The organism is Actinomycetota bacterium (assembly GCA_036280995.1).
GTDB lineage: Bacteria > Actinomycetota > CALGFH01 > CALGFH01 > CALGFH01 > CALGFH01.
Genome location: DASUPQ010000534.1, coordinates 1 through 23,293 on the forward strand (window position 1 = coordinate 1; position 23,293 = coordinate 23,293).

Sequence of the window (23,293 nt, forward strand, 5' to 3'; positions counted from 1 at the left end):
CAATGCACGGTGTCGCGCATGACCAGCGGCGGCTCGGCCGGGTTGATGACGATGATGGCCTTGCCGCGCCGGGCGCCGCCGACGCGCTCGACCGCCCCGGCGGTGGTCCGGGTGAACTCGTCGATGTTCTGGCGGGTGCCGGGCCCGGCCGAGCGGGAGGCCACCGTGGAGACGATCTCGGCGTAGGGGACCGGGCTGGCCGAGGACACCGCGGCCACGATCGGCGCCGTGGCCTGGCCGCCGCAGGTGATCAGGTTGAGGTTGGGGGCGTCCAGGTGCCGGTCGAGGTTGACCCCGGGCACGACCGCCGGCCCCAGCTTGGCCGGGGTCAGGTCGATGGCGATGATCCCGGCGGCGGCCAGCCGGGGCGCGTTGGCGGTGTGCACCCGGGCGCTGGTCGCCTCGAAGGCCAGGTCGACCTCGCCGGCGTGGGCCTCGACCCAGTCGATCCCGTCGGCGCTGGCCTCCACCCCCAGCTCCCGGGCCCGGGCCAGGCCCTCGGAGGCCGGGTCGATCCCGACCAGGGCGCGCAGCTCCAGCGACGGCGACCGGAGCAGCTTGTGCACCAGGTCGGTGCCGATGTTGCCCGACCCGATGACCACGCAGCGCAACATCAGCGGTTCCCTCCCCGGTGGACGGACAGGCCGACCGGGCCCAGCCAGTCGAACTCGGCCCGGAACACGTCGCCCTCGGCCAGGGGGACGGCGGCGTGCAGGGCGCCGGTCATGACCACGTGCCCCGCCTCCAGGGTCTCCCCGAGCGGATGCAGGGTGTTGGCCAGCCAGGCGACCGCGTGCAGCGGGTCGCCGAGGGCGGCCGCGCCGGCGCCGGTCGCGACCAGCTCGCCGTTGCGGGTCATGGCCACCCCGACCAGCCGGGGGTCGAGCCGGTCGAGGGGGACCAGGTGGCTGGAGAGGGCGATGGCCGAGCTGGAGGCGAGGTCGGCGATGGTGTCGGCCAGCCGGATGCGCCAGTCGGCGACCCGCGAGTCGATGATCTCGATCGCGGCCACCGCTCCGGCGGCGGCCCGCCGCACGTCAAGGGCGGTGCAGTGGGGGCCGGCCAGGGGGGCGTCGAGCACGACGGCGATCTCGGCCTCGACCTTGGGCTGGATCAGCCGGTCCAGGTCGACCCCCACCCCGTCGGGGTGGACGCCACCGGCCAGCACCGGCCCGTAGTCGGGCTGGTCGATGCCGAGCTGCTCCTGCATGGCCCGGCTGGTCAGGCCCAGCTTGTAGCCGACGACCCCGCCCTCGCCGTCGGCCTGGAGCAGCTCGACCAGGCGGCGCTGGACGGCGTAGGCGTCGGCGGCGGTCAGCTCCGGCCGCTCCTCGGTCAGGGGCGGGATGGGGACGCGGTCGCGGCGGGCCCGGTGCAGGGCCCTGGCCAGGTCGTCGACGGGCAGCGGGGGCTCGACCCCGCCCGAGCCCCAGTCGACCGGGAGCCCGCCCGGCTCGAAGGAGCTCATGAGGCCCCCCGCACCCGTGGCCGATGCTCCGGCGCAGTCGGAAGGGTGGAGGCGGCACGGCCTCGACCTCGACCGGACCGGTCTCGGTCGGGCCGCCAGCCGAGCTGGTCGGAGATGGCGTCGGCGGCCTGGATCACCGAGGCCCGGAAGAAGCGGCGCAGGGTGTCGCCGTTGACCCGCATCACCGGGCCGGCCACGCTGAGGGCGGCGATCACCTGGCCGCGGGCGTTGCGGACGGGGGCGGCCACGCTGGCCACCCCGAGCTCGCTCTCGCCGATGTTCTCGGCCCACCCCTGGGCCCGGACCCCCTCCAGCTCGGCCTTGAGCTGGGCGAGGTCGCAGATGGTGGCGTCGGTGCGGCGCTCGGGCCGCCATCCCTCGAGCAGCGCCTGCCGGCGCCGCTCGGGCTGGAAGGCCAGCAGCACCTTGCCGGTGCTGGTGCAGTGGGCCCAGTTGCGGTGGCCGATGCGGCCGAAGATCCGCAGGGTGTGGGGGCTCTCCAGGCGCTCGACGTAGACCACCTCGCGGCCGTCGAGGACGGCCACCTGGACGGTCTCCTTGGTGGCGTTGCGCAGCTCCTCGATCACGGTGGTGGCGGCGTCGTGCAGGACCCGGTGCACCGACACCCGCGCCCCCAGCTCCCACATCATCAGGCCCAGCCGGTAGGTGCCGGTGGCCGGGTCGTGCTCCAGGATCCGCTCGGCGGTCAGGGTGGCCAGCAGCCGGTGCACGGTCGACTTGCCCAGCCCCAGCCGCCGGGCCAGCTCGGTCACCCCCAGCGACCCCTCGGCCGTGCCGAACTCCTTCAGCAGCCGGGCCGCGTTCTGCACCGACGACAGGGTCGCCCCCTCCCGCGAAGGCGCCCGCTCCCGCGAGGGCGCCCCCTCCCGCGAAGGCGCCCGCTCCCGCGAGGGCGCCCGCTCCCGCGAAGGCGCCCCGTCCCGCCCCCGGGCGCGGCTCACCCCGACCCTCCCGGTGGTGGGCCCCCCGAACGGGAGGGTAGCCCACCCGGGCGGGAGCTGCGCTCGGTTGTCCCCAGGGCCCTGAGCAGGGCGGTGCGGATGGCCGCGGGGTCGGTGGCGGCGGCCACGGCCTGGTCGCCGGGGGCGAGCTCACGGGCCAGGAGGGCCTGGGCGCGGACCAGGCCGGCGGTGGTCGCCCCGGCCAGCTCGTCGACCAGCTCTTGGCGGCCGGGGGCGTGGGCCCGGATCGTCTCCAGCTCGCGGGCGGCGGCGGCGTGGGCGCTGGCCAGGCCGGTGCCGGCATGGGTGGCGTGGTGGGGGGTGAGCTGGGAGCCGGGCTCGACCACCAGGTGGTACAGGTAGGTCCCGACCCCGAGCACGCGGCGGACCTCCTCGGGGGCGGGGCCGTCGGCCTCGGCGACCAGGCCGAGCACGGGCAGGACCACCGGGTCGAAGAAGCGCAGGTCCCAGGCCAGTCCGTCGGCCTCCCCGGCCACCTCGACCTCCTGGCCGACCGGGGCCGGGAACCGCTCGCCGGTCCCGATCACGTGCAGGTTGCGGGCCCCGGCGGCGGCCACGGTGAGCCGCGGGGCGGCGAGCAGCGGCAGCCGGGCCTGCTCGGCCGGGGGCAGCAGCCGCGCCTGGGCCAGGTAGGCGTCGTGGACGGCGGCCACGAAGTCGGCCATGGCCTGGCGCATCTGCCGAGGATCGGTCCTCTGCATGGTCTGGCGACCATAGCCCACGTTCCTCCATGCGGGAAGGGACGCTATCCCGCGGAGCGGGACGGGCCGTACCTTCTCCCGAAGCGGCCGAGCAAGGAGCGTGCATGGGGATCCTCCGCCTGTCGCACGTGGACGTCCGCGTGCCCGACCTGGACCTGGCCAGCGCCTACTACACCGAGGTCATGGGCCTGCTCGAGGTCGAGCGGACCGCCACCGAGGTCTACCTCAAGTGCTGGGACGAGCCCGACCACCACTCGGTCAAGCTCGCCTACGCCCCCCGGGTCGGGCTCGACCTGATCAGCTTCAAGGTCGAGGCCGACGAGGACCTGGCCGAGCTCGAGTCGCGGGTCGAGGGCTACGGCTTCCCGGTGCGCCGCGTGTCGCGCGGCGAGTCGGTCGGCCAGGGCGAGTCGATCCGCTTCGAGACCCCCTCGGGGCAGCTGATGGAGCTGGTCCGCGAGGTCGAGCGGGTCGGCGGGCTGCTCCCCAAGGTCAACCCGCCGCCGTTCCCGCCCCAAGAGCTCCGCGGCATCGCCCCGCCCCGGATCGACCACGTCCTGGTCACGGCCGAGGAGGTGGCCGAGGCGACCCGCTTCTACATGGAGGTGCTGGGGTTCCGCCTCACCGAGCAGCTGCTGGACGGCAACGGCCACCAGATCGGCGTCTGGATGGAGCGCTCCCACTCGCCCCACGACCTGGCCGTGGTCACCGGGGCCAACGGCGGCCTGCACCACTTCGCGTTCTGGCTGGACGACTGGGACCACGTGCGCAAGGCGGCCGACATCCTGGCCTACAACGGGGTCCAGATCGACGTCGGCCCGACCCGCCACGGCATCACCCGCGGCAACACCATCTACTTCTTCGACCCCCTCGGCACCCGCAACGAGGTGTTCACCGGCGGCTACCGGCCCGACCCGGACTTCCCCACCATCACCTGGACCGAGGACAACATCGGCCGGGCGATCTTCTACTACGAGGGCGACCTGAACGACCGGTTCATGAAGGTCCACACCTGAGATGGGCATCCTGCGCCTGTCCCACGTCGAGGTCCGGGTGCCCGACCTGGAGCTGGCCACCGCCTACTACACCGAGGTGCTGGGGCTGCTGGAGACGGGCCGGGACGCCGAGCGGGTGTTCCTCAAGTGCTGGGACGAGCACGAGCACCACTCGGTGATCCTCCGCTACGCCGCCACCTACGGGCTGGAGCACATGGGCTTCAAGGTCGAGCACGCCGACGACCTGGAGCGGTTCGAGAAACGGGTCGAGCAGGACGGCGGCCAGGTGACCCGCCACGCCCGCGGCGAGCTGGCTCCCGGCCACGGCGAGGCCATCCGCTTCCAGACCCCGACCGGGCACCGCTGCGAGCTGGTCCACGGGATGGAGAAGGTCGGCAACCTGCTCCCCCGCACGAACCCGCCGCCGCGGCCGCTGGGGCTGGTCGGGATCGCCCCGCCCCGCCTCGACCACATCTTCGTCACCGCCGAGGACGTCGACGGGGGGACCCGCTTCTTCCGGGAGGTGCTGGGGTTCCGGCTGACCGAGCAGATCCTGGCCGACGACGGCCACCAGCTGGCCACCTGGCTGGAGGTGTCCCACACCCCGCACGACATCGCCCTGGTCACCGGGCCCAACGGCGGCCTCCACCATTTCGCCTTCTGGCTGGACGACTGGAACGAGGTCCGCACCGCCGCCGACATCCTGGCCTACCACGGGGTGCCGATCGACGTCGGCCCGACCCGCCACGGGGCCACCCGCGGCTACGCCGTCTACTTCTTCGACGCCGCCGGCAACCGCAACGAGGTGTTCACCGGCGGCTACTGGGTCGACCCCGACCACGAGGTCGTCACCTGGACCGAGGCCGAGATGGGCCGGGCCATCTTCTACTACGAGGGCGCCGTCAACCAGCGGTTCCTGACCGTGCACAGCTGACCCGAGAAGGGGGCGAGATGGCCGAGGACCCGCCGCGGCCGGAGGGGTTCGGGGAACCCCGAGGGGGTGCCCCGATGGGTCAGGGCGAGGAGCCGGCCCTGCCGCGGACCGAGCGGCCCGACGCCCCCCTGTACCTGGCCAGCTACCTGCGCCGCCGGGCCCGGGCGGCCGTCCCCGAGACGGCCACCGACCCCGAGGCCGAGACCCGGGCCGACCCGGCCACGCCGCTGTACCTGCGGCGGTTCCGGGAACGGCGGGCCGACCCGGACGCCCCGGACGCGCCCCCGCCGGTCTGGAACGGCGAGCCGCTGGAGGTGACCCCGGCCTGGGCCGAGATCACCCGGACCAAGGAGGTCGTCCCCCAGACCGACGCCGGCGCGTTCCGGGTGGCCGCCCAGGTCCACATCATCCGTCACGGCGAGACCCAGGGGTACTCGACCGAGAGCGGCCTCACCCCCCTGGGCGGCTGGCAGGCCCACCGCCGCGGCTTCGACCTGTCCAAGGGCGTCCGCGAGGGCGAGCAGGTCCAGATCGTCTGCGCCGACACCAACCGGGCCCGCCAGACGGCCGAGCACCTCCACCGCGGCCTGCTCGACGGCCTCGACCTGTGGCGCCGCGACGCCAAGGTGGCCGAGCCCCGGCCCATGGCCGAGTTCCGCAACTTCCAGGTCGCCACCCCCGACGGCCTGCGGGACGTGACCAGCGCCTTCCGCATGTACCACGCCCTGATGGAGCGCTACGAGCGGGTCGCCCTCGGCGACCGCCCGATGTGGCTGGTCGAGGTGGACCGGTTCTGGAACGTCCAGCAGGGCGGGGCCGACCCCATCCACCACTGGATGACCATCCCCATGCTCCACTTCGAGCCGCCGGCGAGCTGCGTGCGCCGCTTCTGGGCCGGCTTCCTCCGCCTGGTCGACGAGGCCCCGGGGGCCCGGATCCTGTGCGCCACCCACTCCGGCCCCATCCGGGCGTTCGCCGCCTGGGCGGCCGGCTACGACCCGGGCGAGCCCTACAACACCGAGGAAGTCCTGGTGAAGCTGAAGGAGGGCGGCGGCGAGGCCCTGGTCGCCTACCGCAACCGGGTCCAGGAGGTCCAGGTCCCGCCCCCGGCGGCGCGGCCCGACTGGTGGGAGGGCATCCGGTGAGCTACGTGCGCTGGCTGGACGGCTACGACCCGGCCGAGCGGGCCCGCCTCGGGGGCAAGAACGCCAGCCTGGGCGAGCTGCTGTCGGCCGGGCTGCCGGTGCCGCCCGGGTTCGCCGTCACCGTCGACGCCTACCACACCGTCCGCGGCCACGCCGACGTCCGCCGGGCCGTGACCGGCCTGCTGGGCGAGGTCGACCTGGGCGACGCGGCCGCCCTGGAGGAGCTGAGCGCCGCCATCCGCCGCCGGATCGAGGAGGTCCCGCTGGACGACGGCGTTGCCGCGGCCGTCCGCTCCGCCTATGACGAGCTGTGCGAGCGCTGCCGGGCCGAGGCGGTGCCGGTGGCGGTGCGCTCCTCGGCCACCGCCGAGGACCTGCCCGACGCCAGCTTCGCCGGCGAGCACGACACCTACCTGTGGGTCCGCGGCCCCGACGACGTCCTGGCCCACCTCACCCGCTGCTGGTCGAGCCTGTTCACGGCCCGGGCCATCGCCTACCGGCGCGAGCGGGGCTACGACCACGACGTGGTCGCCATGTCGGTCGGGGTCCAGAAGATGGTCCGCCCGACCGCCTCGGGGGTGGCCTTCACCCTCAACCCCCGCGACGGCGACCGCTCCCAGGTCGCGATCGAGGCCGCCTGGGGCTTCGGCGAGGGCATCGTCTCCGGCGAGGTCACCCCGGACAGCTTCCTGGTCGACAAGGTCCTGGGCGAGATCGTGCAGCGCACCATCTCCGACAAGGCGGTCGAGTACCGGCTGGGCGCCGGCGACCGGGTCGAGCGGGCCGACGTCGCCGCCGGCCGCCGCACCGCCCCCAGCCTCACCGACGACCAGGTCAAGGCCGTGGCCCGCCTGGCCCGCCAGGCCGAGCGGCACTACCGCCACCCCCAGGACGTGGAGTGGGCCGTGGACGCCGACCTGCCCGCCGACCAGGCCGTGACCCTGCTCCAGGCCCGGCCGGAGACGGTCTGGAGCCGCAAGGCGGCCACGCCGGTCGCCACCGCCGCCGACCCGTTGGCCAGCATCGTCAGCACCCTGCTGTCGCCCCTGCACGCACGCGACCACGCACGTGAAGGTTCGGACGCGCCCGGGCCGTGACCCGGGCCTCGACGGAAGGACAAGGAGATGGCCGACCGGTTCCCGAGCCCCTTCGAGATCGAGACCCCCGCGGGGGCCGAAGGGTGGCAGGAGCTGTACACCTACTCGCTGCCGTTCTCGACCGACCGGCGCGAGTACGAGGACTCGATGTTCTGGTTCCAGGACGGGGTCCACTGGCCGGAGGTCATGAGCCCCTGGGACGCCACCTTCTACGAGTTCGCCCTGGCCTCGCTGTCGCAGTACAACACCCGCCACTACCTGATCCCGCCGGCCCTCGGCGTCGACTACCGGGTCCTGAACGGCTACGCCTACCTGTCCCCGGTCGGGGTCGCCGACCCGGCCGAGATCGAGGCCCGGGTCCCCCACTTCCTGGAGCGGGCCGGCTTCTACTTCCGGAACTGGGCCTCCCTGTACGAGCAGTGGATGGGCAAGATCCGCGGGCTCATCGGCGAGATGGAGGCGCTGCAGTTCGAGCCGCTGCCCGACAAGGAGGACCTGGAGGTCGTCACCGAGGGCCGCGGCATGGGCTCCGGGCTCGAGCTCCAGCGCAGCTACCACCGCCTGGTCGACCTGGCCCTGCAGCTGTGGCAGTACCACTTCGAGTTCCTCAACCTCGGCTACGCCGCCTACCTGGACTTCTTCGGCTTCTGCAAGCAGGCCTTCCCCAGCATCCCCGACCTGGCCATCGCCAAGATGGTCGCCGGCGTCGAGGTCGACCTGTTCCAGCCGGACGAGGAGCTGAAGAAGCTGGCCCGCCTGGCCGTCGACTCCCGGGTCGACGACGCCTTCCAGCGGTCCTCGGCGGCCGAGGTGATCGAGGCCCTGCGGGGCAGCGACGCCGGCCAGGTGTGGCTGTCGCAGTGGGAGGCGTCGGCCCAGCCGTGGTTCAACTTCTCGTCCGGCAGCGGCTTCTACCACACCGACGAGGTCTGGCTGGAGCACCTGGACATCCCGTTCGGGTTCGTGCGCGACTACACCGCCAAGCTGCGCGAGGGGGTCGACATCGGCCGGCCCATCGAGGCCATCCGGGCCGAGCGCGACCGGATCGTCGACGAGTACGGCGAGCTGCTGGCCACCGACGAGGACCGGGCCGCCTTCGAGCAGAAGCTCGGCCTGGCCCGGGTCGTGTTCCCCTACGTCGAGAACCACAACTTCTACGTCGAGCACTGGAGCCACTCGGTGCTGTGGCGCAAGATGCGCCAGCTCGGCGGCGTCCTGGCCAAGGAGGGGTTCTTCGGCGCTGATGACGACATCTTCCTGCTCAAGCGGGACGAGGTCCCCGAGGCCCTGTGGGACTACTACAGCGCCTGGGCGGTCGGGACCCCGCCCCGCGGCCCCGCCTACTGGGGCCGGGAGCTGGAGCGCCGCCGGGGCATCCTGACCGCGCTGCGGTCCTGGTCGCCGCCGCCCGCCCTTGGCCGCCCGCCCGAGGTCGTGACCGAGCCGTTCACGATCATGCTCTGGGGCATCACCGGCGAGAGCGTCAAGCAGTGGCTGGGCGCCGGTGACGGGTCCGGGGACGGCAGCCTCAAGGGCTTCGCCGCCTCCCCGGGGGTGGCCGAGGGCCCGGCCCGGGTGATCTTCTCGGCCGACCAGATCGGCGAGGTCCAGGCGGGCGAGATCCTGGTCGCCCCCCTGACCGCCCCCAGCTGGGCGCCGATCTTCGGCAAGATCGGGGCCACCGTCACCGACGTCGGCGGGATGATGGCCCACGCCGCCATCGTCTGCCGCGAGTACGGCCTGCCGGCCGTGACCGGCACCGCCTTCGGGACCAAGACCATCAAGACCGGCCAGCGCATCCGCGTGGACGGCAACCAGGGCACCGTCACCATCCTGGAAGCGTAAGGAGGCCGTCGCATGCTGACCGCCGAGCAGAACGCCGAGCTGACCCGGGTCGGGCCGGGCACGCCCATGGGCGAGCTCCTGCGCCGCTACTGGTACCCGGTCGCCTTCACCCGCCAGCTGGAGGAGTTCCCGGTGAAGCGGGTGCGGCTGCTCGGCGAGGACTGGGCCCTGTACAAGACCCGGGACGGGTCCTACGGGGTGGTCGAGGAGCACTGCCCCCACCGGCGGGCGTCGCTCGTCTACGGGGTGGTCGAGACCGAGGGCATCCGCTGCGGCTACCACGGCTGGCTGTTCGGCCGCGACGGCGCCTGCCTGGACCAGCCGGCCGAGCTCGACAAGACCTCGTTCAAGGACCGGGTCCGGGCCCGGGCCGGCCGGGCCCACGAGCTGGGCGGCATGGTCTGGGTGTACGTGGGCCCGGAGCCGGCGCCGCTGCTGCCCCGCTACGACGTGTACGTGATGGACGGGGTGCGCGACTTCGGCCACGCCCTGCTGCCCTGCAACTGGCTCCAGATCATGGAGAACGCCGTCGACCCCCACCACGTCGAGTGGCTCCATGGCCGCTACTTCGAGTTCCTCGGCAACCGGATGGGGTTCGAGGCCCCCAAGTCGTTCCAGCGCCGCCACGTCAAGGTCGCCTTCGACGAGTTCGAGCACGGCATCATCAAGCGCCGGCTGCTCGAGGGCCACACCGAGGACGACGACGACTGGGCCATCGGCCACCCGATGGTGTTCCCCTACTGCATGCGGGTCGGGGGCGCCGGGATCGAGCAGATGCAGATCCGGGTCCCGGTCGACGACACCACCACCTGGTTCGTGCTCTACACGGTCCACGCCCCCGACGGCGCCCCGGCCCCGTCCCAGGCCGCCATCCCCGACTACGAGCTGCCCTGGCGCGACGAGCACGGCAACCACATCGTCGACTACGTCGAGGGTCAGGACATCATGGCCTGGGTCACCCAGGGCCCGATCACCGACCGCACGGTCGAGCACCTGGGCAAGTCGGACGTCGGCATCGCCATGCTCCGCAAGCAGTTCAAGCAGCAGCTGGCCGCCGTGGCCGCCGGCCGCGACCCGATCGCCGTGGTCCGCGACCCGGCCGCCAACGACCGCATCGACCTCCCCTGCGAGAAGAACAAGTTCGGCGCCGGGGCCGACTTCGCCCTCCAGTGGATGAACCTCGGCTTCACCCGGTACTCGCCGCAGCTGGACGACCTGCTGCGCCTCCACACCGACGCCGCCGAGGTCCGGGCCAATGCCTGATTCGGAGGTGCTGCCCGAGGACCCGCACCCGCTGCCCCCGCCGACGGCCACCTTCGCCCGGGACGCCGAGCGCCACCTGCTCGACGCCCCCCGCCACTGCCCCCGCTGCGGCGCCGCCATCGCCGGCCCCAACGGCCTGGTGGTCGAGTACTGGGCCGCCGAGGACCGCGTCTTCTACTGCTGGTGCCGTTCCTGCGACTGGACCGGCACCGTGATCCAGGTCGACCGCCACATCGGCCACGAGGCGGCCGACTAGCCAGAGCCGACCCGGACCACCATCTCGACCTCGACCGCGAACCCGAGCGGCAGGGCGGCCACCCCGACCGCGGAACGGGCATGGCCGCCGCGGTCGCCGAACAGGTCCAGGAGCAGGGCCGAGGCGCCGTCGACCACGGCCGGGACGCCGGTGAACTCCGGAGTGCAGGCCACGAACCCGGTCACCTTCACCATCTGGGCGACCTGGTCCAGGGAGCCGAGGGCGTCGCGGGTCTGGGCGAGCAGGTTGAGGGCGCAGTCGCGGGCGGCCCGGCGGCCCTGGTCGAGGGTCAGGTCGGCCCCGAGCCGGCCGGTCCAGCCGTCGGCGCCCTGGCCGGACAGGAAGAGGAGATCTCCGGCCGACACCCAGCCCTCGTACAGGCCGGCCTTGGGCCGCAGGGCCGGCAGCTCCAGGCCCAGCTCGGCCAGCCGCCGCTCCGGGTCGGGCGCGGCCAGCCGGCGCCCGAGCGGGGTGGCGAACACCCTCCTGGCGCTCATCGGACGCTGAACACCCGGCCGGGGCGGGAAGGGCCGGGATCCGGGTCGAGGCCGAGACGCGCGAGCAGGGCGGCGATCGACCCGGCGGGGTCGCGGACCTCGAACAGCAGGGTCTGCATGCCGACGGCGGCGGCCCCGTCCAGGTTGACGGCCAGGTCGTCGACGAACAGGCAGCGGTCGGGGTCCTCGCCGATCTCGGCCGCGGCCCGCCGGAACGCCTCCGGGTCGGGCTTGAGCACCCCCAGCCGGGCCGCCTCCACCACCTGGTCGAACCCGGCCAGCTCCGGGAACCGCCCCGGCCAGCCGGGCCCGAACCAGTGGGCCATGTCGTTGGTGAACGCCACCAGCCGGACCCGCCCGGCCAGCGCCCCCATCGCCGCCCGCACCTCGACCCGCACCCGCGAGCAGGCCCGCCACAGCGCCCCCACGTCCAGGTCGGGCCGCCGCTCGGCCAGCCGCGCCCAGTAGTCCCGTTCGGGCACCTCCCCCCGCTCGACGGCCGCGTACTCCGCCTCTCCCCGGAACGGCCCCCCGGGGAACCCCGCCACCGCCACCGACTCGAACAGGGTCGGGATCACCACCCCGCCCATGTCCAGCAGCACCGCCACCGGCATCCTTCCCACCCCGCTCCCCCGGCCCCGGCCCCCCGCCCTGGCCCCGGCGGCCCGCCACAGCGCCCGCCGCCGCCGCACCGCCCAGTCGTCCAGGTCGACCCCTCGCCCAGCGGGAGCGGCCCCGGGTTCGGTCGCGCACAGGTCATCCGACCCAAGGGGGAGCGTAGACGACGCTGGAGCGGGGTTCGGCGGGCTGTCCACAGCCGCCCGCGATCCTGGGACAGGATCCCGTCGGCCGTCCACAGGCTCCCCGCACCCACCAGCTGCCATGGTCCGGGCCGCCGAACTACCCGAGCACGGTGACGACGCCTTCGCTACCGTCGACACGGATGCGCTGGCCGGTCTTGATGGTGGCGACGGCCTTGCCGGTGCCGATCACCGCCGGGAGGCCGTACTCGCGGCAGATGATGGCGGTGTGGCTCATGATGCCGCCGACGTCGGAGACGGTGGCGGCGATGCGGCTGAACACCGGCGACCACGACGGGGAGGTCGCCGGGCAGACGAGGATCTCGCCCTCCTGGACCTCGTCGAGCTGGGACACGTGGCGAACGACCCGGGCCGGGCCCTCGACCACGCCGGGCGAACCGGCGACCCCGCGCAGGGTCGCCTGGCCGTCGCCGTCGCCCTGGCCTTCCCGGAGCCACTCGTCGACGGTGTCGGTGGTGATGCCCCACAGCATGACCGTGAACGGCTCGCTCACCTCGGCCGGCGGCGGCCCAAGGGCGGGAACGGCGTCGGCCGCCGACAGGGCCTCGTGGATACGGCGGCGCTCGGTCACGATCGGCCGCCAGTAGTCGGCCCCGCGGGCCCTGCTCCCCACCGACCAGGCGGCCACGGTGTCGTACAGCGCCTCCATGACCTCGTAGCGGCGCAGGAAGAACATGTCCTCGGGGTCGTCGAAGATGCCCATGGCGGCCAGCGCCCGCGACAGCTCCTTGGACTTGCCCCAGAACGTCGCCCATATCCAGTGCTCGATGTAGAGCACGTGCTCCTCGATGTAGACGAACACCTTGCGGGCCAGGGCGACCATCTCGTCGAAGGCGCCCTGGTCGCCTTCGGCCAGCAGCGCCCGGTACTCGCCGGTGATCCGGTCGCGCTCGGCCAGGACCTGGTCGGTCGGGCGGTCGAGGGCCTCGCCGGCCCGCAGCCGGCGCACGTACTCCTTGACCGAGGCCAGCGGGATGCCGGGGTCGTCCAGCCAGGTGTCGTAGTAGTGGTAGCCGCCGGGGTGCCCGGGGTCGGTGTTGAACAGGAACCACGGGTCCGAGGTCCGCTCCCAGTCGGCCACCCACTCGCGGCCGCCCTCGCCCTGCCGGAGCTGCTCGAACAGCGACGCCGGGTCGCCGGCGGCCAGGACGACCTCGCCCACCCCGAGCCGCTCGGCCTCCTTGGCCAGGCGCTTGAGCTCGTCGTCGGGCCGGTACAGGTCGACGTGGAGGCCGCCCACCATGCGTGAGATCGACTGGTCGGTGATGTCGGGGAACGCCTGCTTGGCGAACATGAAGAAGGTCAGGTAGGCGGCGTAGCCGACGTTGAGCAGCTCGAAGTGGTACTGGTAGGTCTTGTACATGGTGAGGACGAGCTTGGAGAAGTCCTCGATCATCCGGTACCCGGACGAGTAGCCGACGTGGTCGAACACCACCGACTCGTCCTCCAGGTCGGGCAGGGGCGCGAACCGGATCGCCTTGATCTCCTCCAGGTGGGCGGTGACCTTGTCCTTCCACTCGGCGTAGATCTGGTCCCAGTGTTCGTAGTAGTGGCCGCCGCGGCGGCCGAACAGCTCGGCCCGCTCGGGCACGCTCTCGGGCGGGGCCGGCACCGGGGTCACGTACAGGTAGCCGTTGAGGATGCGCTGGTCGACCCCGAAGGCGGGCGGCATGGCGAAGATGCGGGTGTTGAACGCGCCGAGGGCCTGCCACCAGCACTCGCACTGGATCTCGTCGTAGGGGTGGAGCACGCCCGGGTGGTGCAGCCGGTCCTGGAACCAGAACCGCTGCTCGTCCAGGTCGCGCCGGTCCTCGCCGAACAGGTGGTACCAGTTGTACAGCTGCTCCCAGCCCTCGGCCCCCTCCGGGGTCGGCACCTCGAACGGGCTGGGGAAGCGGTCCTGGCTCACGGGCGTGTCCTTTCCGCTCGGCGCTCGCTGCGGCGGGGCGTGGGGGAGGCGATCGGGGTCGGGAGCCGGTCGGTGCCGGCGACCAGGGCGACCACGGCCGCGTCGACGGCCGCCCCGCCGGTGGCCGTCTGGGCGGCGTCGTCGGTGACGACCAGCACGGTGTTGCCGGCGGCCACGTCGACCAGGTCGACGGCCACGTGCGCGGCCGAGGTGGACAGCTCCCGGACCAGCACCATCCGGCGGCCGTCCAGGTCGGGCACCTGGCGCTCGGCCCAGACGCGGCCGAGGACCTCGGCCAGCAGCATCAGGCGCTCCCGCGGGACTTCTTGCCGGACTCGATCGCCCGGCCCGAGAGCTGCTCGGCGGTGCCGTTGGCCAGCAGGGCCGAGGCGACCTCGTGCGGTTTGGGGTAGATCTGGGCCGAGCGCAGGTCGCCGTAGCGGCGGACCGCCTCCGACCCGGCCTCCATGGCCTGGCGGACGGCGGCGATGCTGCCCTGGATGGCGGCGGCGAAGTAGCCGCTGGACACCCGCTCCACGGCCACGCACTCGACGTCGGCGGTCTTCATCATGGCCTCGATCCCGGCCGTGAGCCCGACCACTCCGCGGGTCTCGAACAGGCCGATGGCACGCTCCGACGGCATCGCTGCCCTCCTATCCGTCCAGCAGCCGCGGGTTGCCGGCGATGGCCGCGACCGGCCGGCTCGGGCTGGCGAAGATGATCGACTTGACCTTGCCCCGGGAGACGGCCTTGGCCGTCTCCTCCCCGATCTCCACCGCCTCCTCGACGGTGGCCAGGTCGCCCCCGAGGGCGACCGCGACCAGCCCCCCGCCGAGGCGCATCACCCCGTTCACGCGCACCTCGGTCGCCTTCACCATCGTGTCGATGGCGTCGAAGATGGGGACGAACCCCTCGGCCTCGATGAACCCGGCCGCCTCGTTGGCCATGCCGCTCTCCCCTCTCGTGTCCCTCAGCTGCCGTCCAGCCAGGTGACCACGGCCGCTCCGGTGCCCCAGACCGGCCCGTACTCGAGCACCCTGGCCGGCCCGTCACAGGCGCCGCTGCCGGCCAGGAAGGCCAGGGCCCGGAACTGGCTGTCGGCCTGCGCCTCCCGGGCGTAGTGCTCGCGCAGGGCCAGGGCCTCGTCGAGGCGGCCGGCCGCCAGCAGGTCGAGCACGCGGCGGTTCCAGGCGTCGTGGCCGGCGTCCTCGAAGCGGTCCTCGGCCGGCTCGATCCAGCGCTGGATCAGCCCCGACGACAGGCCGGAGACGGCCACGAAGGCGACCCGCCGGCCGAGCTCGCCGGCCGCCCGGGCCGCCGCCTCGGCGATCCGGCCCAGGTCGCCGGCGGCCGCGTACAGGTTGCAGGAGACGAGCGCGATCGGGCGGGTGCGGCCGGGGTCGACCAGCCGGCCCGCGACCACCGTGCCGGTGTCGATCGGGAAGCCGTCGTAGCGGGTCCGGCGGGCCTGGAAGCCCAGGTCCTCGGCCTGGCAGGCCCAGGCCTGGGCCAGCTCGACGTCGACCCGCAGGTCGTAGTCGAGGGTGCCGTAGTCGTAGGCGTACCAGTTCTCGTCGACGTGGCCGCCGCGGGGGTTGGGGTCGACCTGGAACTGGTGCCCGAGGACGGTGAACCACTGGGTCGACAGGACCACGAAGGCGTCCGGGCCGGCCGCCCGGAGGTCCTGACCGGCCTGCCGGGCCGCGTCGGCCAGCAGCTTCCAGCTCGGGGCCGGCTCGGCCGCCAGCAGCTGCGGCATCCCCGGGACCAGGGCCGCCCCGACCACGGTCACGATCGCACCCCGTTCACGACCTGGCTCCGGTCATGGCCCGGGGGCGGTCGGCGTCGTCGGGGCCGGGGGTCCAGCCGGGCGGGGCGGGATGGGCCCGGGCCGGGCTGGCCGGGTCCCACTCGACCACGGCGTTGCCGGTGCCGATGATGGTGCCGTAGCCGAGCACGTCCCCGGGGATCTCCGGCCAGCCCAGGGCCGACAGCAGCCACGACAGGCTGCCCGCCTTGACCTCGGCCGCGGTGGCCTCGATGTGGCGGGGCAGGAACGCCCGCAGCTCGCGGGTGCGGCCGGCCCGGACCAGGGTGAGCAGGTCCATGTCCCAGCGGTACTGGTGGTCGTCGTAGGGGTGCTCGGCGGCCATGTCCTCCGGCACCTCCGGCTCCCGGTCCCAGTGGAGGTGCGAGAGCGAGTTCGAGGCGGCCAGCACGGCCCGCCGGCCGGTCTCCTCGACGGCCCGGCGGGTGGCCGCGCCCAGGCGCTCCATCTGCTCCAGGTCGGCGTCGGCGTAGAAGTAGGGGTTGTTGTTGGCCGACAGCGACACCACCGGGATGTCCCAGTCCGGGTTGAGCAGGTGCAGGGCGCCGATGGTGGCGTAGTCGACCCGCACCCCCGGGTTGGTCATCTTGCGGGTGACCAGGCCGGCGTCGGCGGCGCAGTCGGCGATCGCGGTGGCCAGCTCGACGTCGGTGCGGAAGTCGTACCGGTAGCGCAGCAGGTGGGGGAAGATCGGCTCGACCGACAGGCCGCGCGGGTTGGGCACGCAGTTGACGTGGTGGCCGACCATGGTGATCCAGTGGGGCGCGTGGACCACCAGCACGTCGGGCCGGTGCCGCTCCCGCAGCCGCCGCCTGGCCTCCTGGTAGGCCCAGCGCAGCACCTCCCAGCCGCCGCGGGAGCGCGGCTCGTTCTGGGGCGGGTTCTCGGCGTAGATCAGGTGCGGCGGGTGCGGGGCCAGGTAGCCGGCGACGATGCCCGGTCCGCGGCCCCCGCCGGGGCCCGGCCCGGCCGCCGGGACGGCCGCCGGTGGCGGGGCCGTCTGGGGCGCCCGCCGCCGGTCGCCGACGCTGACGTGGAACACACGCGACATGCCCGCACGCTAGTCAGCGGCCCGCCCGTTGCCTACGCTTGTGTCCGGTACTGCCGGACATCTGCGGGGTTGCGGTGGTCGGGAGCGCGGGGCCGCGGGTCGGGGCGGTGGCCAAGGCGGCCAGGGTCCTGGAGGCGTTCACGCCCCTGGTGACCTCCCTCAGCGTGCGCCAGGTGGCCGAACGAACCGGGATCCCGCGCAGCACCGCCCATGCGCTCTGCCTGACCCTGTGCGACGCCGGGCTGCTGGAGGAGACCGGCGGCCGGGGCTACCGGCTGGGACCGGCCCTGGTCGGCCTCGGCGGGCAGGTGATCGAGCGCACCGGGCTGGTCGGTGCCGCCGAGGGGGTGCTGGGGCGGCTGGCACCTACCGACGGGCTCGAGATCCACCTGGGGCAGCTCGTCGGGGGCTGGGTGGTGTACCTGGACCGGGCCAGCGGCCCGGTGCGGGCGCCGATGCACAACCGGGTCGGCCTGCGGGCCCCGGCCCACCTGACCGGATGCGGCAAGGCGGCGCTGGCCATGCTCCCGCCGGCCGAGGTGGCCGCCCGGGTCGAGGAGGTGTGCGCGGCCGAGTCCCGGCGCCCGCCCGACCTGGCCGCCCTGACCCGGGAGCTGGCCCGGGCCCGCCGGGCCGGGTTCGTGGTCAGCGACACCTTCCAGCCGGGGCGGACCTCGGTGGCGGCGCCGGTGCTCGACCCGGCCGGCCGCCCGGCCGGCGGGATCTCGGTCGCCGGGCCGACCCCGCTGCTGGCCGGCCGCCGCCGCGACCGCATCCGGGACCAGGTGGTGGCCGCCGCCGCCACCATCAGCCGCCGCCTGGCCTCCGAGCCCGGACCCTGACCATGGACGACCCGGCCGAGGCGGCCATGCAGGCCTACTACGCGCTGGGTGGCGAACAGCGCCGCCTCGGCGAGGGCGAGGGTGTGGGGGAGCTCGAACGGACCAGGGAGATCCTGCTCCGGCACCTCCCCGCCCCGCCGGCGGTGATCGCCGACATCGGCGGTGGTCCCGGCCGTTACGCCTTGTGGCTGGCCGGGCGCGGGCACCGGGTCGAGCATCGCGACCTGGTCCCGCTCCACGTCGACCAGCTGCGCGCCGCGGCCGGCGACCTCCCCCAGGTCGCCACGGCGGTGGGCGACGCGCGTGAGCTGGACCTCGACGACGCCTCGGTCGACGCCGTGCTGCTGCTGGGGCCGCTCTACCATCTGCGGCGCCGCCGGGACCGGGTGGCGGCGCTGGCCGAGGCCCGGCGGGTGGTGCGGCCCGGGGGGCCGGTGTTCGTGGCCGCCATCTCGCGCTGGGCGCCACGCCTGGCCGGCGAGCTGCGGTTGCGCCTGTACGAGGAGCTGCCGGCGATCCGGGAGGAGTCGCCGCGCGTGGAGCGCACCGGGTTCATCCCGCCGCTGTTCTACCGGTCGTTCACCGGCTACTGCCACCGGCCGGGCCAGCTCCGGGCCGAGCTGCGCAGTGCCGGCCTGGAGGTGGTCGACCTGGTCGGCGTCGAGGGGCTGGCCTTCGCCCTCAGCGACCTGGAGGAGCGCCTGGCCGACCCGGTGGGCCGGGCGGTGGTCCTGGACGCGGCCCGGGCGATCGAGCGGGTGCCCGAGCTGCTCGGCCTAGGGCCGCACCTGCTGGCCACGGCCCGGCGGCCTACGGGCTGACCGTGGTCCGCTGGTCGGGGGCGACCCCGGGGTCGAGGACCCGGTGCCGGCTGGCGTCGTCGGTCAGGGGAGCCTCCCGAGCCGGTGGGTGACCTCGGCCCAGGCGGGCGAGGCGGGGTCGATCACGGCCATGTGGTCGACGCCGGCCAGCTCGACCAGCTCGACGGGGTCGCCGGCGGCGGCCGCGGCGGCGGCGTAGGCGCGGCTCTGCTCCACCGGGACCCGGCTGTCGGCGTCGCCATGGACCAGCAGCTGGCGGACCCCGAGGGGGAGGCGGGCCCGCGGCGAGGCGAGCCGGTAGCGCTCGGGGTCCTGGTCGGGGGTGGCGCCGAGGAAGCCGGCGACGGCGTCCTCGCCGATGCCGTCGGCGGCCCCGGCGTGCAGGTCGCAGACCCCGGCCAGGCTCACCGCCAGCCCGGGGGTGACCAGCGGCGCCGCCCCGGGGGCGCCGGCCGGCAGCCCGGCCCGGGCGGCCGACCACAGGGCCAGGTGGCCGCCGGCCGAGTGCCCGGCCACGACCAGGCGGTCCAGGTCCAGCGGGGCCCGGCCGGCCAGCCCGGCCAGGTGGTCGAGCCCGGCGGCCACGTCCTCGCAGGTGCCGGGCCAGCCGCCGCCGGGCTGGCCGACCCGCCGGTACTCGAGGTTCCAGGCCGCGAACCCGCGCCCGGCCAGGTCGGCGGCGAGCGGCCGCATCAGCTCCAGGGTCCGCCCGGCCCGCCAGAACCCGCCGTGGAGCAGCGCCACCACCGGCCACGGTCCCGGCCCGGCGGGCCGCCACAGCTCGCCGAACCGGTCCGGCCCCGGGCCGTACGCCTCGGCCGGCGGGGTCACAGGCCCAGGCGGCGCCGGACCCGGTCGAAGGACCCGGCCGGGTCGGCGACGTCGAAGTGGACCCCGGCCATGCCGGCGGCGCCGGCCCCGGCGACGTTGGCCGGGTCGTCGTCGACGAACACGATCGCGGCCGGGTCAAGGCCCATCGCCGCCGCCGCCTGGTCGTAGGCCCGCGGGTCGGGCTTGGCCACGCCGGTCTCGCTCTCGTCGAGGAGGACGTCGAAGGAGCTGAGGAAGTCGCTGCGCTCGACCACCTCCCGGCTCAGGAAGGCGACCAGCTTGCTGGTGAGCAGGCCGGTCCGGCACCCGGCGGCGCGGGCGTCGGCGACCAGGGCGTGGCCCTCGGGCCGGACGGCCAGCCCGTTCGGGGTCTCGAACATCGCCCTGGTCACCTCCGGCCAGCTCAGGGAGGCGCCCAGGAGACGGCTGATCTCGGCCGCCCGCCGGTCGAAGTAGGCCCGGGAGGTCAGCTCGCCGGCCTGGACCGCGCGCCAGGGCGGGTCGGTGGCCGGGCCGAGCGGGCCCCGCCAGGCGAGGGTGCCGGGGGGCCAGCCGTTGCGGGCCTCGAAGTCGGCCAGCAGCTCCCAGGGGGTGGGGAGCAGGACCCCGCCCACGTCGAGCAGGACTCCCTTGGCGTCGGCGCCGGCCATTCAGCCGGGCCCGGCCTGGCCGGGGGCGCCGGGGCGGCCCAGGTAGGCGAGCATCCGGTCCATGGCCGAGGTCCCCGGCGGCCCCACGGCCTGGCGGGGCCGCCGGCTCCACACCGTCTCCGGCCGCGCCTGGAGCAGCCACAGCTGGCGCCCTCCGGGCCCCGGGCCGGCCGCCCACTCCACGTCCTGGGGTGCGCCAAGGGCCTGCTCGATGCGCTTGCCCAGGCCGGCCAGCTCGAGCACCTCGGCGTCCTCCAGGCATGGCCGGGCCCGCAGGTCGGCCGGGACCTCCTCCCGGACCACCCGCCCGGCGGCCGGGTCGAACCGGTCGGCGAACGCCTTCTCCCCCACCGTGCGCGAGCGCAGCTCCATGGTCACCTTGTCGACGGCGAACCGGTCGGGGGTGACCTCGCCCTCGACGACCGCCGTGCCGAGCCCGTAGGCGGCCTCGATGGTCACCTGCGAGGGGTCGCCGTTCAGCGGGTCGAGGGTGAGCAGCACCCCGGCGGCCTCGGCCGGGACCATGGCCTGGACGACCACGCCCATGGCCGGCTCGTCGTCGGGGATCCCCAGCCGGGCCCGGTAGGCGACCGCCCGGGAGGTGAACAGGCTCGCCCAGCAGCGGGTGACGTGCTCGGCCACCGCCTCCGCCCCCCGCACCCACAGGTAGGTGTCGTGCTCGCCGGCGAACGACGCCTCGGCGGTGTCCTCGGCGGCGGCGCTGGAGCGGACCGCCACCGGCACCTGGCCGTCCCCGCCCAGGCGCCGGTAGGCGGCGGCGAGCTCGCCGGCCAGCCGCTCGCCGACCGTGAGCCGGCCGCCCCCGGCCAGCGCCTCCCGGTAGGCGGCGGTGGTGACGGCGAACCCGGGCGGCACCCGCAGCCCCAGGCGGACCAGATGCCCGAGCCCGACCGCCTTCCCGCCCACCAGCGGCCCGCTGCCGGCGTCGCACTCCTCCAGCCAGAGGACCCGGCGATCGGTCATCGGTCAGGCGTCGCCGGCGCGCAGCGAGGTGTCCCAGCCGGCCACGTGGACCTCGGCGACCTCGTTGTCGCCCGCCTTCCAGGCGCTGTGACGCTTGAACAGCTCGATGTCGTGGCCGGGGACGATGCGGTCCAGGTCGCCGCCCACGTACTCGTGGATCTCGCCATAGGTCAGCAGCATCTTGTAGGTGTTGCCGTTGGTGTAGCCGCTGGGCCACATCTCCTCGACGTTCGAGTACCACATGACGGTGTCGCCCGCCACGACGAAGGGGCCGCCCGACGTCTGGATCGAGATCCACTGGCTGCCGAAGGTGTGCCCGTCCCTGCTCAGGTGCCCGACGATCCCGGGGACGATCTCCTCGCCGTCGCGGACGTAGTGCAGCCGCTGCTCGCCGGCCAGCCGCCCGTACATCTGCAGGTCGTCACGGTCGAACGACGAGGTCACCCAGCTCTCCTCGCCGAGCGGGGTGTACAGCTGGGGCAGGGCCAGGGCCTCGCACCAGCCCTGGAACTCGTCCCACTGCACGTACACGGCCGCGTTCGGGAACGCGGGCAGGTTGTTGCCGTGGTCGAAGTGCATGTGGGTGAGGAACACCTTCTCGATGTCCTCGGGGGCGACCCCGACCTTGGCCAGCACCGCCTCGGGCGCCTCCCAGTGGTAGAAGCCGAACCGGTGGATCCACTTGTCGGCCGCGAAGCCCGCGTCCACCAGGTAGTGGTGCACCGTCCCGTCCGGCTCCTTCCCGCTGACCAGGACGTAGACCATCGGCGAGGTCGAGACGCCCTCCCCGCTGTGGATCGGCACTCCACCGAAGAACTCCCGGGGGAGGTCGACGTGCGAGTAGCAGAGCGGACGGATGGAGTAGTCGATCTCCGCCATGGCCAACCTCCCGAGACGGCGCCGGTACGCTCCAGACTTTCCGGCGCACCCCGCCCGAGCAAGCCAGGTGTCCGGCGCCACCGGACAGGAGCTTCGCCCTTGGAGAGAGCCTCTAGACTGCCACGGCTGGTCAGCTCACGAAGGCGAGGAACGATGCAGCGTGCCTACGGACTGGAGATCCCCCAGACCCTCGAGGAGGTCTGCGACCCGCGGCGGATGGCGCTGCTGGTGTACGACATGCAGGACGGCATCGTCCGGCACCTGCCGGACGCGGCGGCGTTCACGGCCAGGGTCGTCCGGGTGGTGGAGGCGGCCAGGCGGGCCCGGATGCGGGTGATCTTCGCCAGGCACCTGTCGCTCCCCAACGAGCTGGCCGGGGTGTTCCAGCTCCGGACGGCCATGGCCTGGCAGCGGGTCGAGCGGGTCGAGGACGTCCGGCCGCTGTTCCTCCGCGACGCTCCCGACACCCGGCTGGTGCCCGAGCTCGCGCCGCTGCCCAGCGAGGCCGTGTTCGACAAGCTGGCCATGTCGATGTTCGTCGGCACGCCCCTGGAGATGGTGCTGCGCGACTGCGGGATCAGCGCCTTCGCGATCGTCGGGGCGGTGACCGAGATCGGCATCGAGCCGACGGTCCGCCATGGGGCCGACCTGGGCTTCATCCCGGTCGTGGTCGCCGACGCCTGCGGGTCGGTGGACCCGGCAGCCGGCGAGCGCTCCCTGGCCAGCCTGGACTACGCCAAGATGTCGCTGCAGACCGACGTCGACACCTTCACCCGGCTGCTGGCCGGCTAGAGGCACTCCCGCGGGAGCACGAACCAGCGCAGCTCCTCGAAGTCGGCGGACAGGCCGGGGAGCGCGCCGTCGGCGCGGCCGTCGCCCACGCCGGAGGGGGTGCGGGCCGCCAGCAGCCGGCGGGCCTGGTCGAGGTAGCCGGGAAGGGCGGCGTCGGAGGCGGTGGCGTGGGCGGCGGTGGCGTTCAGGCGGCCCTGGTCGTCGTAGTGGAGGGCGTGCAGGCGCAGGGGCGGCTCGAGCGGGCCCCGGCGGTGGCGCCACAGGCCGGTGGCCGGGTCGAAGCGGTAGTCGCCGAGCAGCTTCCAGCCCTGGTCGGCGACCAGGTGGACGGCCTCCAGGAGGTAGTCGAACACCACGTCGGAGATGAAGTAGTTGAAGTTGACCCGGACCCAGCCCGGCTTGATGCCCTCGCAGCCGCGGGCGATCTCCCGCTCGAAGGAATGGGACCGTTCGATGTCGATGCCGAGCAGCCGGTGGCCGTAGGGGCCGGCGCAGGAGCAGCCGCCCCGCGACTGGATGCCGAACAGGTCGTTGAGCAGGGCCACGACGAAGTTGTGGTGCAGGTACCGGCCGCCGTGGCGGACCACGAAGGACACGATCGACAGCCGCTCGGCCTGGAGGTTGCCGAGCAGCTCGATGTTGGGGTTGGCCCCCCAGGTCTCCATGGCCCGGCGGATGAACGACCGCTCCAGGGCCTGGAT

Annotated in this window: 27 protein-coding genes; 10 read left to right on the forward strand and 17 right to left on the reverse strand. The window is 74.2% G+C overall.

Going from position 1 to position 23,293, the window contains the following annotated elements:
* From VF468_17870 to VF468_17885, 4 genes are all read right to left on the reverse strand, one after another.
* Positions 1–614: acetaldehyde dehydrogenase (acetylating) (locus VF468_17870; GenBank protein HEX5880158.1), on the reverse strand; the 614-nt coding region annotated here is incomplete at its 3' end.
* Positions 614–1,468 carry a fumarylacetoacetate hydrolase family protein gene (locus VF468_17875; protein ID HEX5880159.1) on the reverse strand — a complete coding sequence of 285 codons (855 nt, stop codon included), beginning with the start codon at positions 1,466–1,468 and terminating at the stop codon, positions 614–616. The genes VF468_17875 and VF468_17870, both read right to left, overlap by 1 nt.
* Complete coding sequence (locus VF468_17880) at positions 1,465–2,430, reverse strand: IclR family transcriptional regulator (GenBank protein ID HEX5880160.1); 966 nt, start codon at positions 2,428–2,430, stop codon at positions 1,465–1,467. Before VF468_17880 ends, VF468_17875 begins: the two co-directional genes overlap by 4 nt.
* Positions 2,427–3,128 carry a hypothetical protein gene (locus VF468_17885; GenBank protein HEX5880161.1) on the reverse strand — a complete coding sequence of 234 codons (702 nt, stop codon included), beginning with the start codon at positions 3,126–3,128 and terminating at the stop codon, positions 2,427–2,429. The genes VF468_17880 and VF468_17885 overlap by 4 nt, the downstream gene beginning before the upstream one ends.
* A gap of 128 nt (positions 3,129–3,256) precedes the next feature.
* On the opposite strand from VF468_17885, the gene VF468_17890 reads away from it, so the two are divergent.
* The 7 genes from VF468_17890 to VF468_17920 all read left to right on the forward strand — a co-directional run bounded on the left by VF468_17890 (position 3,257) and on the right by VF468_17920 (position 10,687).
* Positions 3,257–4,168 (forward strand): catechol 2,3-dioxygenase, encoded by a 912-nt coding sequence (locus tag VF468_17890; GenBank protein ID HEX5880162.1) that lies wholly within the window; start codon positions 3,257–3,259, stop codon positions 4,166–4,168.
* A gap of 1 nt (position 4,169) precedes the next feature.
* A complete protein-coding gene (locus tag VF468_17895) occupies positions 4,170–5,081 on the forward strand; it encodes a catechol 2,3-dioxygenase (GenBank protein HEX5880163.1) in 912 nt (303 codons plus the stop codon).
* Positions 5,082–5,155: 74 nt separating this feature from the next.
* Positions 5,156–6,226, forward strand: a complete 1,071-nt coding sequence (locus VF468_17900) for a histidine phosphatase family protein (protein HEX5880164.1) — start codon at positions 5,156–5,158, stop codon at positions 6,224–6,226.
* Positions 6,223–7,323: a PEP/pyruvate-binding domain-containing protein gene (locus VF468_17905; protein ID HEX5880165.1), complete on the forward strand. Its 1,101-nt coding sequence runs from the start codon at positions 6,223–6,225 to the stop codon at positions 7,321–7,323. The genes VF468_17900 and VF468_17905 overlap by 4 nt, the downstream gene beginning before the upstream one ends.
* A 27-nt stretch (positions 7,324–7,350) precedes the next feature.
* Positions 7,351–9,168 carry a PEP-utilizing enzyme gene (locus tag VF468_17910; GenBank protein ID HEX5880166.1) on the forward strand — a complete coding sequence of 606 codons (1,818 nt, stop codon included), beginning with the start codon at positions 7,351–7,353 and terminating at the stop codon, positions 9,166–9,168.
* A 12-nt stretch (positions 9,169–9,180) separates the two neighbouring features.
* Positions 9,181–10,431, forward strand: coding sequence for an aromatic ring-hydroxylating dioxygenase subunit alpha (locus VF468_17915; protein ID HEX5880167.1), 1,251 nt, complete (start codon positions 9,181–9,183; stop codon positions 10,429–10,431).
* Positions 10,424–10,687, forward strand: coding sequence for a hypothetical protein (locus VF468_17920; protein HEX5880168.1), 264 nt, complete (start codon positions 10,424–10,426; stop codon positions 10,685–10,687). Before VF468_17915 ends, VF468_17920 begins: the two co-directional genes overlap by 8 nt.
* Here the strand turns inward: VF468_17920 and VF468_17925 are convergent.
* From VF468_17925 to VF468_17960, 8 genes are all read right to left on the reverse strand, one after another.
* The gene (locus VF468_17925; protein HEX5880169.1) at positions 10,684–11,184 is read right to left on the reverse strand and encodes a RidA family protein; all 501 of its coding nucleotides are present in this window, start codon (positions 11,182–11,184) and stop codon (positions 10,684–10,686) included. The genes VF468_17920 and VF468_17925 overlap by 4 nt on opposite strands.
* The gene (locus tag VF468_17930) at positions 11,181–11,876 is read right to left on the reverse strand and encodes an HAD-IA family hydrolase (GenBank protein HEX5880170.1); all 696 of its coding nucleotides are present in this window, start codon (positions 11,874–11,876) and stop codon (positions 11,181–11,183) included. Before VF468_17930 ends, VF468_17925 begins: the two co-directional genes overlap by 4 nt.
* 208 nt (positions 11,877–12,084) lie before the next feature.
* Positions 12,085–13,914, reverse strand: coding sequence for a PEP-utilizing enzyme (locus VF468_17935; GenBank protein ID HEX5880171.1), 1,830 nt, complete (start codon positions 13,912–13,914; stop codon positions 12,085–12,087).
* Positions 13,911–14,219: a EutN/CcmL family microcompartment protein gene (locus VF468_17940; protein HEX5880172.1), complete on the reverse strand. Its 309-nt coding sequence runs from the start codon at positions 14,217–14,219 to the stop codon at positions 13,911–13,913. The genes VF468_17935 and VF468_17940 overlap by 4 nt, the downstream gene beginning before the upstream one ends.
* Entirely contained in the window at positions 14,219–14,557 is a 339-nt protein-coding gene (locus tag VF468_17945; protein HEX5880173.1) for a BMC domain-containing protein, read from the reverse strand. The genes VF468_17940 and VF468_17945 overlap by 1 nt, the downstream gene beginning before the upstream one ends.
* A gap of 10 nt (positions 14,558–14,567) precedes the next feature.
* Positions 14,568–14,861, reverse strand: a complete 294-nt coding sequence (locus VF468_17950) for a BMC domain-containing protein (protein HEX5880174.1) — start codon at positions 14,859–14,861, stop codon at positions 14,568–14,570.
* 23 nt (positions 14,862–14,884) lie between these two features.
* Positions 14,885–15,706, reverse strand: a complete 822-nt coding sequence (locus VF468_17955) for a 2-amino-5-chlorophenol 1,6-dioxygenase subunit alpha (protein ID HEX5880175.1) — start codon at positions 15,704–15,706, stop codon at positions 14,885–14,887.
* A 13-nt stretch (positions 15,707–15,719) separates the two neighbouring features.
* A complete protein-coding gene (locus VF468_17960) occupies positions 15,720–16,793 on the reverse strand; it encodes a tRNA U-34 5-methylaminomethyl-2-thiouridine biosynthesis protein (GenBank protein ID HEX5880176.1) in 1,074 nt (357 codons plus the stop codon).
* Positions 16,794–16,867: 74 nt separating this feature from the next.
* On the opposite strand from VF468_17960, the gene VF468_17965 reads away from it, so the two are divergent.
* The gene (locus VF468_17965) at positions 16,868–17,635 is read left to right on the forward strand and encodes an IclR family transcriptional regulator (GenBank protein ID HEX5880177.1); all 768 of its coding nucleotides are present in this window, start codon (positions 16,868–16,870) and stop codon (positions 17,633–17,635) included.
* Positions 17,636–17,637: 2 nt separating this feature from the next.
* Positions 17,638–18,456 (forward strand): class I SAM-dependent methyltransferase, encoded by an 819-nt coding sequence (locus tag VF468_17970; GenBank protein ID HEX5880178.1) that lies wholly within the window; start codon positions 17,638–17,640, stop codon positions 18,454–18,456.
* Positions 18,457–18,519: 63 nt separating this feature from the next.
* Here VF468_17970 and VF468_17975 read toward each other — a convergent pair whose 3' ends face one another.
* The 4 genes from VF468_17975 to VF468_17990 are packed head-to-tail and all read right to left on the reverse strand — an operon-like array spanning position 18,520 to position 21,800.
* The gene (locus VF468_17975; protein HEX5880179.1) at positions 18,520–19,287 is read right to left on the reverse strand and encodes an alpha/beta hydrolase; all 768 of its coding nucleotides are present in this window, start codon (positions 19,285–19,287) and stop codon (positions 18,520–18,522) included.
* Positions 19,284–19,937 (reverse strand): HAD-IA family hydrolase, encoded by a 654-nt coding sequence (locus VF468_17980; protein HEX5880180.1) that lies wholly within the window; start codon positions 19,935–19,937, stop codon positions 19,284–19,286. Before VF468_17980 ends, VF468_17975 begins: the two co-directional genes overlap by 4 nt.
* Complete coding sequence (locus VF468_17985; GenBank protein HEX5880181.1) at positions 19,938–20,921, reverse strand: PEP/pyruvate-binding domain-containing protein; 984 nt, start codon at positions 20,919–20,921, stop codon at positions 19,938–19,940.
* A gap of 3 nt (positions 20,922–20,924) precedes the next feature.
* Positions 20,925–21,800: an MBL fold metallo-hydrolase gene (locus VF468_17990; GenBank protein HEX5880182.1), complete on the reverse strand. Its 876-nt coding sequence runs from the start codon at positions 21,798–21,800 to the stop codon at positions 20,925–20,927.
* Between the two features lie 153 nt (positions 21,801–21,953).
* Here VF468_17990 and VF468_17995 point away from each other — a divergent pair, with 153 nt between their 5' ends.
* A complete protein-coding gene (locus tag VF468_17995) occupies positions 21,954–22,592 on the forward strand; it encodes an isochorismatase family cysteine hydrolase (protein ID HEX5880183.1) in 639 nt (212 codons plus the stop codon).
* On the opposite strand, the gene VF468_18000 is transcribed toward VF468_17995, so the two are convergent.
* A partial coding sequence (locus VF468_18000) for an aminotransferase (protein ID HEX5880184.1) occupies positions 22,589–23,293 on the reverse strand: 705 nt, incomplete at its 5' end. The two genes, VF468_17995 and VF468_18000, sit on opposite strands and share 4 nt — an antisense overlap.

Bases quoted from the DNA above. Each gene is read 5' to 3' on its own strand.
- VF468_17945 (HEX5880173.1), bottom strand. From the start codon at position 14,557: ATGCCGTCGGAGCGTGCCATCGGCCTGTTCGAGACCCGCGGAGTGGTC.
- VF468_17890 (HEX5880162.1), top strand. From the start codon at position 3,257: ATGGGGATCCTCCGCCTGTCGCACGTGGACGTCCGCGTGCCCGACCTG.
- VF468_17980 (HEX5880180.1), bottom strand. From the start codon at position 19,937: ATGGCCGGCGCCGACGCCAAGGGAGTCCTGCTCGACGTGGGCGGGGTC.
- VF468_17900 (HEX5880164.1), top strand. From the start codon at position 5,156: ATGGGTCAGGGCGAGGAGCCGGCCCTGCCGCGGACCGAGCGGCCCGAC.
- VF468_17970 (HEX5880178.1), top strand. From the start codon at position 17,638: ATGGACGACCCGGCCGAGGCGGCCATGCAGGCCTACTACGCGCTGGGT.
- VF468_17910 (HEX5880166.1), top strand. From the start codon at position 7,351: ATGGCCGACCGGTTCCCGAGCCCCTTCGAGATCGAGACCCCCGCGGGG.
- VF468_17875 (HEX5880159.1), bottom strand. From the start codon at position 1,468: ATGAGCTCCTTCGAGCCGGGCGGGCTCCCGGTCGACTGGGGCTCGGGC.
- VF468_17985 (HEX5880181.1), bottom strand. From the start codon at position 20,921: ATGACCGATCGCCGGGTCCTCTGGCTGGAGGAGTGCGACGCCGGCAGC.
- VF468_17895 (HEX5880163.1), top strand. From the start codon at position 4,170: ATGGGCATCCTGCGCCTGTCCCACGTCGAGGTCCGGGTGCCCGACCTG.
- VF468_17990 (HEX5880182.1), bottom strand. From the start codon at position 21,800: ATGGCGGAGATCGACTACTCCATCCGTCCGCTCTGCTACTCGCACGTC.
- VF468_17925 (HEX5880169.1), bottom strand. From the start codon at position 11,184: ATGAGCGCCAGGAGGGTGTTCGCCACCCCGCTCGGGCGCCGGCTGGCC.
- VF468_17920 (HEX5880168.1), top strand. From the start codon at position 10,424: ATGCCTGATTCGGAGGTGCTGCCCGAGGACCCGCACCCGCTGCCCCCG.
- VF468_17885 (HEX5880161.1), bottom strand. From the start codon at position 3,128: ATGCGCCAGGCCATGGCCGACTTCGTGGCCGCCGTCCACGACGCCTAC.
- VF468_17915 (HEX5880167.1), top strand. From the start codon at position 9,181: ATGCTGACCGCCGAGCAGAACGCCGAGCTGACCCGGGTCGGGCCGGGC.
- VF468_17940 (HEX5880172.1), bottom strand. From the start codon at position 14,219: ATGCTGCTGGCCGAGGTCCTCGGCCGCGTCTGGGCCGAGCGCCAGGTG.
- VF468_17995 (HEX5880183.1), top strand. From the start codon at position 21,954: ATGCAGCGTGCCTACGGACTGGAGATCCCCCAGACCCTCGAGGAGGTC.
- VF468_17950 (HEX5880174.1), bottom strand. From the start codon at position 14,861: ATGGCCAACGAGGCGGCCGGGTTCATCGAGGCCGAGGGGTTCGTCCCC.
- VF468_17960 (HEX5880176.1), bottom strand. From the start codon at position 16,793: ATGTCGCGTGTGTTCCACGTCAGCGTCGGCGACCGGCGGCGGGCGCCC.